This window comes from Streptosporangium pseudovulgare (assembly GCF_014648055.1).
GTDB classification, from domain to species: Bacteria; Actinomycetota; Actinomycetes; order Streptosporangiales; family Streptosporangiaceae; genus Streptosporangium; species Streptosporangium pseudovulgare.
Genome location: NZ_BMQJ01000004.1, coordinates 21,686 through 34,506 on the forward strand (window position 1 = coordinate 21,686; position 12,821 = coordinate 34,506).

Annotated in this window: 9 protein-coding genes; 8 read left to right on the forward strand and 1 reads right to left on the reverse strand. The window is 75.6% G+C overall.

Annotation, left to right across the window (positions count from 1 at the left end):
* The first annotated feature begins 12 nt into the window (after positions 1–12).
* The 4 genes from IEZ10_RS09780 to IEZ10_RS09795 all read left to right on the forward strand — a co-directional run bounded on the left by IEZ10_RS09780 (position 13) and on the right by IEZ10_RS09795 (position 6,525).
* Positions 13–2,886: an SCO7613 C-terminal domain-containing membrane protein gene (locus IEZ10_RS09780; protein WP_189246179.1), complete on the forward strand. Its 2,874-nt coding sequence runs from the start codon at positions 13–15 to the stop codon at positions 2,884–2,886.
* Positions 2,887–3,104: 218 nt separating this feature from the next.
* The gene (gene lhgD, locus IEZ10_RS09785; protein ID WP_189246180.1) at positions 3,105–4,337 is read left to right on the forward strand and encodes an L-2-hydroxyglutarate dehydrogenase; all 1,233 of its coding nucleotides are present in this window, start codon (positions 3,105–3,107) and stop codon (positions 4,335–4,337) included.
* 35 nt (positions 4,338–4,372) lie between these two features.
* On the forward strand, positions 4,373–5,080 hold the full coding sequence (locus IEZ10_RS09790; protein WP_229811111.1) for a response regulator transcription factor: 708 nt from the start codon (positions 4,373–4,375) through the stop codon (positions 5,078–5,080).
* On the forward strand, positions 5,077–6,525 hold the full coding sequence (locus IEZ10_RS09795) for a sensor histidine kinase (RefSeq protein ID WP_189246181.1): 1,449 nt from the start codon (positions 5,077–5,079) through the stop codon (positions 6,523–6,525). The genes IEZ10_RS09790 and IEZ10_RS09795 overlap by 4 nt, the downstream gene beginning before the upstream one ends.
* A gap of 118 nt (positions 6,526–6,643) precedes the next feature.
* Here IEZ10_RS09795 and IEZ10_RS09800 read toward each other — a convergent pair whose 3' ends face one another.
* The gene (locus tag IEZ10_RS09800; protein WP_189246182.1) at positions 6,644–8,605 is read right to left on the reverse strand and encodes an efflux RND transporter periplasmic adaptor subunit; all 1,962 of its coding nucleotides are present in this window, start codon (positions 8,603–8,605) and stop codon (positions 6,644–6,646) included.
* Positions 8,606–8,754: 149 nt separating this feature from the next.
* On the opposite strand from IEZ10_RS09800, the gene IEZ10_RS09805 reads away from it, so the two are divergent.
* From IEZ10_RS09805 to IEZ10_RS09820, 4 genes are read left to right on the forward strand one after another with little or no spacing between them, the layout of a single operon-like run.
* Complete coding sequence (locus tag IEZ10_RS09805; RefSeq protein WP_189246183.1) at positions 8,755–9,945, forward strand: efflux RND transporter periplasmic adaptor subunit; 1,191 nt, start codon at positions 8,755–8,757, stop codon at positions 9,943–9,945.
* Positions 9,942–10,679 carry an ABC transporter ATP-binding protein gene (locus IEZ10_RS09810; RefSeq protein WP_189246184.1) on the forward strand — a complete coding sequence of 246 codons (738 nt, stop codon included), beginning with the start codon at positions 9,942–9,944 and terminating at the stop codon, positions 10,677–10,679. The genes IEZ10_RS09805 and IEZ10_RS09810 overlap by 4 nt, the downstream gene beginning before the upstream one ends.
* The gene (locus IEZ10_RS09815) at positions 10,676–11,926 is read left to right on the forward strand and encodes an ABC transporter permease (protein ID WP_189246185.1); all 1,251 of its coding nucleotides are present in this window, start codon (positions 10,676–10,678) and stop codon (positions 11,924–11,926) included. The genes IEZ10_RS09810 and IEZ10_RS09815 overlap by 4 nt, the downstream gene beginning before the upstream one ends.
* A 45-nt stretch (positions 11,927–11,971) precedes the next feature.
* Complete coding sequence (locus tag IEZ10_RS09820) at positions 11,972–12,655, forward strand: hypothetical protein (RefSeq protein ID WP_189246186.1); 684 nt, start codon at positions 11,972–11,974, stop codon at positions 12,653–12,655.
* Positions 12,656–12,821: the final 166 nt, after the last annotated feature.

The window sequence follows — 12,821 nt, forward strand, 5'->3', positions numbered from 1 at the left end:
ATCGTCGGCACCATGCCTGATCGAACCCCGCCCCCCGGTGCGCGGCGCCCGCTGGGAACGGGCTGCCCGGAGTGCGACGCGCCCATCGACGCGACGTACGACCGCTGTCCCCGCTGCGCGCTGCCGTTGCGCGGGCCTGTGGCGACCCAGCTGTGGCACGTGGACCGGGCGCTGGCCGACCTGCGGGCCAAAGAGGCCGAGCTGCTGGAGCGACGCGGCGGACTGCTCGCCCGGCTCAGGGCGGAACACGCCCCGGCCCCCGGGCCCGTGCCCGCGGGTTCCCTCGGCAGCCTCGGTGGCCCCGGTTCCCCCGGTGGCCCCGGTGGCCCCGGCGGTCCGGGCGGTCCCGGTGGTCCCGGCGGTCCGGGCGGTCCCGCCGCCCCGCGCCGGGACTTCTCGCCGCGGGCCGTGCAGAACCTCCTCCTCACGCTCGGCGGCCTGCTCCTCGTCGTCGCGGCCGTCGCCTTCACCGTGGTGAACTGGGGGCGCATCGGCATCGGCGGGCGGGCGGTGATTCTCGCCGGGCTCACCGCGCTGACCCTCGCCGCGCCGCGGCTCCTGGTGCGGCGGTCACTCGTCACCACCGCGGAGACCGTCGCGATGCTCGGCGTCGCCCTGCTTCTCCTGGACGGCTACGCGGTCCGGCGCGCCAGCCTGGCAGGAGCCGCCGACCTCGCCGGACGCGACTACGCCGCCCTGCTGTCCGCCGTGGTCGCGCTCGCCATGGCGGGGTACTCGCGGCTGCTGCCGCTGAGGCTGCCGCTGCCGGTGGCGATCGGGTTCGCCCAGCTCCCGCTCCCGCTGCTGTTCGTGCACGGGGTGGACGTCCGGAGCACCGCGGCCCTCGTGACCACGGCCGCGGCCGACGCCGTCCTCGTCGGGCTGCTCACCCGCGGGGCGCGCGGCCCGGTCTCCGTCCCCGGGACGGCGCCGGAGGCAGGCGATCCGAGGCCGGGGGCCGGTGACCCGGGGCCGGAATCACGCGATCCGGAGCCGGGGGCGGGTGATCCGGGGCCGGGGACGCGGGGTTCGGAGCGGGACGCGGGCGGGCGGTGGGCGCGGGCGACCGCGTCCGCCTGTTTCGGCCTGGCCTGGACGTCGGCCGTGCTCTGCGGGGTCCTCCACTCCGTCTTCGGGGCGCCGGCCCCCGGCGCGTTTCCGGGCGCCGCGGCCGCCGGCCTCCTCGACGGGGCTCTGCTGGTCGCGTCGGCCGTGATCGGGGTGGCCGTCGCCGTACGGCTGGGGGCTCCGGCGCGTACGGTCCTCGCGGCCGCGTCGGCGCTCGCGGCGGCCGTCGGCCTGGCCGCGCCCCTCCGATCGCTGTTCCCGGGGGAGTGGTGGGCCGTCTCCCAGGTCACCGCGGCGCTGGTCGTCGCGGCGGTCGCGCTGTACCCGCCGGGTCCGGTGAACGCGCGGATCCGCCGAGCAGCGGGCACGCCGGTCCGCGGGGGCGTGCGGATCCGCCCGGCCGCCGCGGTCTCCGCCGGTCTCCTGGCCGGGCTCGTCGCGGTTCCCACGCTCGCCGCCGGGATCCACGGGTTCTACCACCCGCTCGCCCGGCCTTGGGCGCCGCCGGTGGAGCACGTCCGGCAGCACCCGTCCCTCGTCGTCCTGGCGGTCCTCACGGTGGCCGCCCTGGCGGCGTTCCGCGGCCGGGCCGCCGGGCGCGCCGGTGCGCTCACGGCGGCGTCGGCCGCCGGACCGGTGGTCCCGGCGGTGCTGGCGGCCTCGGTCGCCCCGCCGTACGGGGTGGAGCTGGCGTTGCTGGTCGCGGGAATCGTTCCGGCGGCGTGGGCGGCGGCGCGCGGCCGCGACGGCGGGACGGTTTCCGCGGCCGGAGCGATCCCGGCGATCGGTGCCGCCGGTGTGGCCGGCGTGGCCGGCGCGCTGTGGGCGGGGTCGCTGGCGGTCTCCTGGGCGCTCGCGGCGGAATCCGCCACGCTGGCCGTGCTCCCGGCGGTGGCGGCGATCGGGGCGGCGGTCGCGGTGGCCGGCCGGGAGCCGGCCGTACGGGCCGGCGCGGCGGGCGTGGCGACGCTGCTCCTGGGCGGCGAGGCGCTGGCCGCCGGTCTGGCGGCGGGGTGGCCGGTACGGTACGCGGCGTTCGGCGCGCTGACCGTGGCCTGTGCGGCGGCGGTCGTCGCGGGCCGCCTGCGGCGGTCGGCGTTCGCGGTCGGGGTGGAGCCGGCGGGGTACGCCCTCGCCGCCGCGGGCCTGATCCTGGCCGTCACGGGTTCGCTCCCGGAGGCCGTTCGGGGCACGGCGCCGCTCACGGGGTCCGCGGTGGGCGCGGGCTCCGGCGCGGACCTGCCGGTGATGGCGCTGGCCTGCGCGGTCGCCGGCGTGCTGATGGCCGGTACGGCGCTGCGCCCCGACCGGCGGCAGGCCGGGTACGTGGGGACGGCCCTCCTGCTGGTGGCCTCCTGGCTGCGGCTGCTCGCCTGGGACGTGTCGGTGATCGAGGCGTACACGGTCCCGTTCGCGCTGGTGCTGGTGGCCTTCGGCCGGTGGCGGGCGCGCGGGGCGCGGATCTCCTCCTGGAGCGCCTACGGCACGGGTCTGGCCACCGGCCTGCTGCCCAGTGCGTTCGCGGTGTTCCAGGGCGAGGGCTGGGTCCGGCCGCTGCTGCTCGGTCTGGTCTCGATGGCCGTGCTGCTGGCCGGGTCCCGGCTGCGGCTCCAGGCGCCGGCCCTGCTCGGCGGCCTCACGCTGGCCGTCGTCGTCCTGCACGAGCTGGCCCCGTGGGTCGCGCTGGTCGTCGTGGCCGTGCCGCGGTGGGTGCCGATGGCGGCGGGCGGGCTGCTGCTCGTCGCGCTCGGCGCCACCTACGAGGCCCGGCTGAGGGACGTGCGCCGTCTGCGGGCGGCCGTGGGCAGGATGCGCTGACGACGCGCGGCTGCGGACAGGATGCGCTGACGACGCGCGGCTCCCGCGCGCGGTCCCGGCGTGCGGCTCCCGTGCGGTCCCGGCGTGCGGAGCCGGCACACGATCCCGGTGTGCGGCTCCCGCGCGCGGTCCCAGCCTTTCAGACGGTATGTGGGCAAAAGGTGACGATCGGCGGAAGGGGCTTCACCGCGGGGAAGTGTTGCCGTTAGCGTGCGGGCATGCGCTTTCTGGAGGCCGGTGCGTCCGGCGGCGCCGTCCCCCGCGGGAGCGTGGGGGTCGTCGGCGCGGGAATCGTCGGACTGGCGGTGGCCCGGCAGGTGGCCCTGGGCGGCGCCACGGTGACCGTCCTCGACAAGGAGGACCACGTCGCGGCCCACCAGACCGGGCACAACAGCGGCGTCGTGCACGCGGGGATCTACTACCGGCCCGGTTCGCTCAAGGCGCGGCTGTGCCGCGAGGGCGCGGCGATGCTCAGGGAGTACTGCGCCGAGCATCGCATCCCCTACGACGAGGTCGGCAAGCTCGTCATCGCCTCCACCGCCGCCGAGCGGCCGGGGCTGCGGGACATCGCCGAGCGTGCCCGCGCCAACGGCGTGCCGGGCATCGCCGAGCTGGACGCCCTGGCGCTGCGCGAGGTCGAGCCGAACGCCGTCGGGGTGGCCGCCGTGCACTCCCCGCACACCGCGATCGCCGACTTCCCCGCCGTCGCCCGCCGCCTGGCCCGCGACGTCGAGGAACTGGGCGGCTCGGTGCTCCTGTCGCACCCGGTCCGCGCCCTGCGGCAGACCTCGGGCGGGGTGGACGTGCTGGCCGGCGGGCGGAGGCTCCGCTTCGACCGGTTGATCGTCTGCGCCGGCCTCGGCACCGACGCCGTCGCCCGGATGGCCGGGGCGCCCGGTGACGTGCGGATCGTCCCCTTCCGCGGGGAGTACTACGCGCTGGCCGGCGCGGCCAGGGCCCTGGTCCGCGGGCTGATCTATCCCGTCCCCGACCCCCGCTACCCGTTCCTCGGCGTCCACCTGACCCGCCGGATCGACGGTGAGGTCCTGGTCGGCCCCAACGCGGTCATGGCCCTGGCGCTGGAGGGCTACTCCTGGCGCGACGTCGATCCGGGCGACCTGCGCCGGATCCTCGCCTGGCGGGGCACCCGGCGGCTGGCCGTACGGCACTGGCGGACCGGGGTGCGGGAGGTGCTCGGCTCGCTGTCCAAGGGGGCCTTCCTGTCCGCCGCCCGCCGCTACGTGCCCGCCGTCACCGCCGGCGACCTCGTCAGGGTCGAGGGCGGCGTCCGGGCGCAGGCCGTGGGCAGGGACGGCGCCCTTCTGGACGACTTCTCCGTCGACGTCCAGGACCGGGTGGCGCTGGTCAGAAACGCCCCTTCACCTGCGGCGACGTCCAGTCTGGCAATCGCCAGGCATATTGTGGGGCTAACCTCGGTGTCGTCCTTTTAACTGCGCTTTCATCTGGGGGAGTGAAGATAACCGCCGTGACCGACTCCCCCGAGGCTCGACTCCTGATCGTCGAGGACGAGCCCAACATCCTCGAACTGCTGGCCGCGAGCCTGCGGTTCGCCGGGTTCGGCGTGAACACCGCGGGCAACGGGACCGACGCCGTCGCCTCGGTGCAGCGCCACCGCCCGGACCTCATCGTCCTCGACGTGATGCTGCCGGACATGGACGGCTTCGACGTCGTCCGGCGGCTGCGCGGCGGCGGCACCGACACCCCCGTGCTCTTCCTCACCGCGCGCGACGCCGTGGAGGACAAGATCAGGGGACTGACGCTGGGCGGCGACGACTACGTGACCAAGCCGTTCAGCCTGGAGGAGGTCGTGGCCCGGATCCGGGCCGTGCTCCGCCGTACCGGGTCCGGGGACCTGCTCGCCCGGCCGCCCCGGCTCACCTTCGCCGACGTCGAGCTCGACGAGGAGAGCCACGAGGTGTGGCGCGACGGCAGGGCGGTGGCGCTGTCGCCGACGGAGTTCAAGCTCCTGCGCTACTTCATGGCCAACGCCGGGCGGGTGCTGTCGAAGGCGCAGATCCTCGACCACGTGTGGGACTACGACTTCCGGGGCGACGTCGGGATCGTCGAGTCCTATGTCTCCGTGCTCCGCCGAAAGATCGACAACACCGATCCCCGGCTCATCCACACCCTGCGCGGCGTGGGCTACGTCCTGCGACTGCCTCCCGGCGCATGATCCGCCGGGGCGTCCCGTCGCGGGCCAGGACCCTCACGGCCGCCCCGCCGCGGGTCGTGACCTTCAAGGGCACCCCGCTGCGGGTGAGGCTGATCGTGATCATCCTGGTCCTGCTGGTCATCGCGCTCACCCTCATCGGCATCGGCAGCGTCTCGATCATGCACGGCTACCTGATCGACCGGGTGGACAACCAGACCGCCCTGACCACCGCGACCGCCCTGCGCCGCGTCCAGCGGGGCAACACCATGCTGGCCGGCAAACCGCTCTCGGCCGACACCAGGATGGAGATCCGCGACCGGAACGGCGCGGTCCTCCTGCCGTTCAGCGGCTCGGACGTGGAGGACAAGCCCGGCCCGCACGTGCCGGCCTGGCGCCGGCCGGGGTCGTTCACCAGCGGGGAGTGGCGGGTCCGGGTGACCCCCCTCCCGGAAGGCGGGAGCCTGGTCGTGGCCGTGGACATGTCCGAGGTCCGCCAGATCGTCGGCCAGCTCGCCCTGGTGGAGGTGCTGGGCGGCAGCGGGCTGATGCTGGTGCTCGCCGGGGCGGGCGTGATGGTCATCCGGCGGAGCCTGCGCCCGCTGGAGGAGATCGAGGCCACCGCCCAGGCCATCGCCGCCGGAGACCTGAGCCGCCGCGTCGCCGACGCCGACCCACGCACCGAGGTCGGGCGCCTCGGCCAGTCGCTGAACGGCATGCTCACCCAGATCGAGACCGCCTTCCGGGCGAGGTCGGAGTCGGAGGCGGCGGCCCGCAGCTCCGAGGAGCGCATGCGCCGGTTCGTCGCGGACGCCTCGCACGAGCTGCGCACCCCGCTGACCTCGATCCGGGGCTTCGCCGAGTTCTACCGGCAGGCCCCGGACGTCGACGTCGCGCCGCTGATGCGCCGGGTGGAGTCCGAGGCGGTCCGGATGGGCCTGCTCGTGGACGACCTGCTGATGCTCGCCCGGATGGACCAGCAGCGCCCGATGGCGACGCGCCCGGTCGACCTGCTCGCCATCGCGGCCGACGCCGTCCACGACGCCCGTATCCTGGCCCCCGCCCGCGCCGTCACGCTCACCGTGGACGGCGCCGCGCTCATCGTCTCGGGCGACGAGGTGCGGCTCCGCCAGGTCGTGGGCAACCTGATGACGAACGCGCTCACTCACACGCCCGAAGGCACCCCGATCGAGGTGAGGCTGCGCGCCGAGGGCGGCACGGCCGTCATCGAGGTGGCCGACAAGGGGCCGGGACTCGACGCCGAGCAGTGCGAGCGCGTCTTCGAGCGGTTCTACCGCGTCGACTCGGCCCGCGGCCGCCGTACGCCCGAGGGCGGCGGCAGCGGGCTCGGCCTGGCGATCGTGGCCGCCATGGTCGAGGCCCACGGAGGCCGGGTCGCCGTGGAGTCCGCCCCGGGTGAGGGGGCGACGTTCCGGGTCGTCCTCCCCCTCGCCCCCGAGGCCGACTGACCCTTCCCGGCTCCGGGGCGTCACGGGCCGCGTTCCGGAATCGCGTGGCGGTGTTCCGGGGTGGCGCGACCTCCCGAGGTGAGCCGTACGGCCCCGGGACCCGGGACCGTACGGGCGCTCACATCCCTTCGGGCCAGCCGCTGTCGGGGAACCCGCCGGTGGCCGTGCCGCCGGGGAGCACCACCCGGTCGTTCTCCGTCAGGCCCGTGACGATCTCGACGTACCGGTCGCCGCGGACCCCGGTCTCGACGACGCGTTCGACGCCGCCCTGGACGGTGACCACCGAGACGCCGCCCGCCCGGGACCGTACGGCCTGGGCCGGGAGGTAGAGCGTCTGCTCGGCTTCGGCGACCGTCACGCGGACGGTGGCGGTCTGGCCGACCAGGAGCCCGGCGGGGGGCTTGTCGAACGCCACCGTGACCCCGTACCGCACGAGCCGCCCGCTGGTGGTGGCCGTGGGGGCGATGCGTGTCACGGTGCCGGTGTGTTCCTCGCCCTCCCGGGTGGCGAGGGTGACCCGGGCCCGCTGCCCGAGCTTCAGCCGGCCGATGTCGGACTCGGTGAACAGCGCCTCCACCTGGAGCTCGTCGAGGTCGCCGAGGGTGACGAACGCGCCGGTGCCCGCGCTGTCGCCGACGACGCCCGCCACGGACAGGACGGTCCCGTCCGCGGGCGCGACGATCCGCACGCCGTCCAGCTCCTCGCGGGCGTCGGTGAGGTCGGCCTCCGCCTGCTTCACCTCGGCTCGGGCCTGCTCGACGCTGAGCGCCTGCCGCCCGCCGGCGCCGTCCCCGGTGCCGGTGGCCGAACGGGCGGCCCCCGTGCCGTTTCCGGTCCCGGTCCCGGTTCGGGTGCCGGTTTCGGCTCCGGTACGGGTGCCGGTGCCGTCTCCGGTACGGGTGGCCGTCCGGTCGCGGCCGGAGCCCTGCTCCTGGCAGGCCGGGGTGGTGCGCGTCCCGGGGGTGCGGCCGACGGTCGGGGTGGGGCTCGCCCCGCGCCGCGCGGTCGAGGTGGGGGCGGCGGTGGGGTTCCCGCCGGGCCCGGCGGTGGGGTGCCCGCTCGGCTCGGCGGTGGGCTTCGTCCCGGGACGCGTGGGTCCGGTGGTGACCGGCGGGCGGTCCCCGCCCGGCGCGGCGGTGACCGTGACCGTGGCGGTCACGGTCACGGTCGCCGTCGGGGTCGCCGTCACCGTCACGGTCACCGTCGGCGCGGGCTCCGGGCCGGTGGAGCCGCCGGTGGGCGACGGCGAGGGGACGGCCGTCGGGGTGACCGTGGGCGTGGGCGTGGGCGTGGGGGTGGGCGTCCGCTCCGGGTTCCGGGCGGACGAAGGGACCCGTGCGGGCGCGAGGAAGTACGCGACCGGCGCGATCCCACCGGCCGGGGCCACCGTGACCTGCCGTACCGGCTCCCGTGACCCGGGCGTGGGCGCGGCCGGCGCGCCGGTCGGGACGGGCGTGCCCGTCGGGCGGGCCGTACGGTCGGTGGTGCCGCTGGGCCCGGGGGCGGCGGTGGGACGGGTCGCCGGGGCCGTGGGGGCGCAGGTGGCACGGGCGGTGGGGGCAGTGGGGGCAGTGGGGCCTGAGGTCGCGGGGACCTGTTCCCGGCCCCGCTGCTGCGGCTGTTGCGGCTGCCGGGGCTGCGCGGCCTGCCGGGTGGCCCGCGGCGCGGCGGTCTCCGAGGTCACAGATGTCTCCGAGGCCGCCGAGGTCTCCGCGTCGTCCAGCGTCTCCTGGGCCGCCGCGAGCTGTGCCTTCGCCGCGGCGTAGTGCTCGCGGGCGGCCGCCGGGTCGATCCTGGCGAGGACGTCGCCCCTGCCGACCTTGTCGCCGGCCTTGACGTGGACCTTCGTGACCGTGCCGGACGCGCCGAAGGCCAGCTCGCGGGTGTGGCCGTCCACCGTCTCGCCCGCCGCGGACACCTCGGCCGTCACCGTCCCCCGCCGGGCGGCGGCGAGTTCCACCCGGGGCGCCGGGGCGGAGCCGTCGTCGAGCGCGTAGAGCACGCCCGCGCCCGCCAGGACGAGGGCGGCCAGAGCGAGTCCCCCCGTCCGTACCGGTTTCGGGAGATCAGTCGGTCTCATGGCGGACCATTGTGGCGTGCCCGATCCACTCTCTCCTCAGGAACACCTGAGGGTTTCCTGCGGATCTTCGCCGGAGCCCCGCGGGTCCCCAGGAAACCTTCAGCGATCTGGGGGCTGCGCCTAAGGAAGGTACGCCAAGGTACCGCCCTGTGAAGCTGTCGACCAAGCGCGGAGCGCTGATCGTCAACGGGACGCTCGCCGTCCTGTTGCTGGGCGGCGCGGGGATCGCCTACTCCTCCCTGGGCGGGGAGTCCTCCTCGGCGGAGGCCGCCGGGTCCGCCGGGTCCACCGGGGCCACAGCGCGGACCGTGGCGGTGACCCGGGGCACGGTGGTCGCCTCGGTGTCGGCCTCGGGAGCGGTGACGAGCGCCCGGTCGCGTTCCCTGGGGTTCGGTACGGGCGGCACGGTGGAGAAGATCTACGTCGCCCCCGGTGACAAGGTGCGCGCGGGGCAGATCCTCGCCCGCCTGGACGACACCGCCGCCCGGGAGAGCCTGGACGCGGCGGCCGCCGCGCTCGACTCCGCCGACGACGACACCTCCACCGCCGCCTCCTACGCCCGGTACGTCACCGCCAGGAACACCTACCGGGAAGCGCAGCGGACCGTGGCGGGCACGGTCATCAAGGCCCCGTTCGCGGGCACGGTCACCGCGGTCAACGGCACCGTCGGCGGCTCGGCCTCGGGGTCGGGTTCCGCCTCGGGCTCGGGGTCGGGTTCCGCCTCGGGCTCGGGCGCGTCGGGGAACAACGCGTCGAACGGCTCCACCGCCAGGTCGGGCGGGTTCATCGAGCTCGCCGACACCGGGAGACTCCAGCTCGTCGGCAACTTCACCGAGTCCGACGTCACCAGGCTCAAGGTCGGCCAGCAGGCCGCGGTCCGGTTCGACGCGCTGCCCGGCGTCACCGCGGGCGGCGAGGTCACCCAGATCCAGCCGATCGCCACGACCAGCGACAACGTCGTGCAGTACCCGGTGACGATCTCCTTCGCCAAGGCGCCGGAAGAGGTGAGGCTCGGCCAGACGGTGACCGTCGAGGTGACCGTCGGCCGGGCCGAGGACGTCCTCGCGGTCCCCTCCTCGGTCGTCTCCACGGCGGGCGGCCGCAGCACGGTGACGGTCCTGCGGGACGGCCGGCAGGTGACGACCCCGGTCGAGGTCGGCGTCAGGGGTCTCACGCTCACCGAGATCACGTCCGGTCTCGCCGAGGGCGACCAGGTCGTCCGCCCGGCCGCCACCGGCACCTCCCAGCAGGGCGGCTTCCCCGGCCTCGGCGGAGGCGGGGGCGGCACCGGCCGCCTGGGCCGGATCGGCGGCGGTGGCGGCGGGGGCGGTGGCCGGTGAGCGTCCCCGTCCTGTCGGTCCGCGACCTGTCGAAGGTGTACGGCGAGGGCGACGCCCGGGTCCACGCCCTGCGCGGGGTGTCCCTCACCGTCGAACGCGGCGACTACGTGGCCATCATGGGCGCCTCCGGCTCCGGCAAGTCCACGCTGATGAACATCCTGGGCTGCCTGGACGTGCCGTCCTCGGGCCGCTATCTCATCGAGGGCACCGACGTCGGGTCGCTGGACGAGCGCCGCCTCGCCGTCCTGCGCAACCGGAAGATCGGCTTCGTCTTCCAGTCGTTCAACCTGATCCCCCGGATGAGCGCGCTCGCCAACGTCGAGCTGCCCATGGCGTACGGAGGGGTCGGCGCGGCCGAGCGGCGGGCCCGCGCTCTGGCGGCCCTGGAGCGGGTCGGCCTGGCCGACCGCGTCCGGCACGAGCCGAACGAGCTGTCCGGCGGCCAGCAGCAGCGCGTCGCCGTCGCCAGGGCGCTGGTGACCGCGCCGTCCCTGCTGCTGGCCGACGAGCCGACGGGCAACCTCGACACCGCCTCGACCCGGGACGTCCTGGGGATCTTCGACGAGCTGAACGTCTCCGGCCGGACGATCGTGATCATCACCCACGAGGACGACGTGGCCGAGCGCGCCAAGCGGGTGGTCCGCCTGGTGGACGGCCGGATCGTCGACGACCGCCGGCAGGCGCCCGTCGAGGGCGCCCCGCCCCGGGCCCGCACGCCGGAGGTGCCCGCGTGAGCCGGTTCGAGATCCTCCGGTTCGCGCTGCGCGGGCTGGCGGCCAACAAGCTGCGCAGCTTCCTGACCACGCTCGGCATCCTCATCGGGGTCGCCGCGGTGATCCTGCTGGTCGCCTTCGGCGAGGGCGCCTCGCGGTCCATCCAGCAGAACATCCAGCAGCTGGGGTCGAACACGCTCACCGTCTCCGCGTCCTTCGCGGGCGGCGGCCCCGGCGGGTTCGCCGGCGGGCGCGGGGGCAGGGGCGGCGGGCCGCGCACCCAGGCCAGGCAGCTCACGCTGGACGACGCGCGGGCGCTGACCGACCGCGCGCAGGCCCCGTCGGTCCGGAGCGTGTCGCCGGTGGTGACCGCGAACGGGACCGCCGCCGTGTACGAGGGGACGAGCCACACCGTCTCCCAGCTCGTCGGCACCTACCCCAGCTACTTCGAGGCGACCAACAAGGTGGTCGAGAAGGGGGCGTACTTCGTCAACGACGACGTGGTCGCCGCCCGGAAGGTCATGGTGGTCGGGCGGACCGTGGCCGACGAGCTGTTCGGAGCCGCCGACCCGGTCGGCCGGCAGGTCACCGTCTCCGGGGTGCCGTTCACGGTGGTCGGGGTGCTCAGGGAGGCGGGGTCGTCGGGGATGCAGGACGCCGACGACGTCGCGATCGTGCCGCTGCCGGCCGTACAGCAGAGCCTGACCGGGTTCGGCCCGCTCGGCTCGATCATCGTGCAGGCCACCGGCGCCGGCACGACGGACGCGGCCCAGGACGAGGTGACGGCCATCCTCGACCAGCGGCACGGCATCGCCCCCGGCGGCGTCGCCGACTACCGCATCCTGAACCAGGCCGCCCTGCAGGAGACGGTCAGCTCGACCATCGGCGTCTTCACCGCGCTGCTCGGCGCGGTCGCCGCGATCTCCCTGCTGGTCGGCGGCATCGGCATCACCAACATCATGCTGGTCACCGTGACCGAGCGGACGAGGGAGATCGGCATCAGGAAGGCCATCGGGGCGCCCCGGAGCGCGATCCTCGGCCAGTTCCTGACGGAGGCGACGGTGCTGAGCCTGGCGGGCGGGCTGGCGGGCGTGCTGGTCGCGCTGGCCGGCAGCCGGTTCCCGGTCGCGGGCATCCAGCCCGTGGTCGTGCCGTCCTCGATCGCACTGGCCCTCGGCGTCTCGGTGGGCATCGGGCTGTTCTTCGGCGGCTACCCGGCCAACCGGGCGGCCAAGCTCCGCCCCATCCAGGCCCTGCGCCACGAGTGACCCGGTACGGCGCGCGCCGCGCGCATTCAGGCTGAGGAGAGACACATGGGGCCCAAGGGGAAACACGAGGGCGCGGGACCGGACGACGGGCCGGGCGGCACCGTCCCCGCCGGGGAGGTGCTCGACAGCTCTCCCTTCGGGGACGACCTGGAGACGGAACTGACGGGCCCGCCGCGGCGCGGCCCGTCCACGCTCACGCTCGTGCTGGGCGCCGGGGTGGTGCTCGTCGCCGGGATCATCCTGGGCATCCAGGCGCACAAGGCGCTGGGCGGCCCGGCCGCGGGTCCCGCCGCGTCGAACGCCGCGGTACGGCAGGGCTCCGGGGGCGGTTTCGGCGGCGGCCAGGGCTTCGGCGGCGGCCAGCGGAACGGCCAGCCCGGACAGAACGGCCAGCTCGGACAGAACGGCCAGGGCGGTCAGAACGACCAGGACGGTCAGGGCGCGCAGAACGGCCGGACCGGGCCGGGCGGCGGCTTCGGCGGCCGAGGTGGGTTCGGCGGGGCGGCCGTCGGCACCGTGCAGCGGGTGGAGGGCACGAAGGTCTACGTCCAGACCAGGGACGGCTCCGTCGTCACGGTCAACACCGGCGACGACACGACCGTGCGGGTCTCGAAGAAGGGGAAGGTCGCCGACCTGGAACCCGGTGGCGCGGTGGTCGTCCAGGGGGAGCGGGCCGGGGACGGCTCGATCACCGCCACCGCGATCAGCGAGGGTGGCGGCCGGGGGTGACGGGCGGGCGCGGGCCCGGCGGCGACGGCGGTCCGGGACCGGGTCCGTTTCCCCGGCGGGAACGGTGGCCCCGGAATCGGATCCGTTCACGGGCGCGGGCCGTTCGCCGGGTTCGTTTCCCGGCGGTGACGGCGGTCCGCATACTGAAATCGTTTTCTCAGCAAAT

Excerpts from the sequence above, each read along its gene's own strand:
- IEZ10_RS09820 (WP_189246186.1), top strand. The coding sequence starts at position 11,972 with ATGGGGCCCAAGGGGAAACACGAGGGCGCGGGACCGGACGACGGGCCG.
- IEZ10_RS09795 (WP_189246181.1), top strand. The coding sequence starts at position 5,077 with ATGATCCGCCGGGGCGTCCCGTCGCGGGCCAGGACCCTCACGGCCGCC.
- IEZ10_RS09800 (WP_189246182.1), bottom strand. The coding sequence starts at position 8,605 with ATGAGACCGACTGATCTCCCGAAACCGGTACGGACGGGGGGACTCGCT.
- lhgD (WP_189246180.1), top strand. The coding sequence starts at position 3,105 with ATGCGCTTTCTGGAGGCCGGTGCGTCCGGCGGCGCCGTCCCCCGCGGG.
- IEZ10_RS09780 (WP_189246179.1), top strand. The coding sequence starts at position 13 with ATGCCTGATCGAACCCCGCCCCCCGGTGCGCGGCGCCCGCTGGGAACG.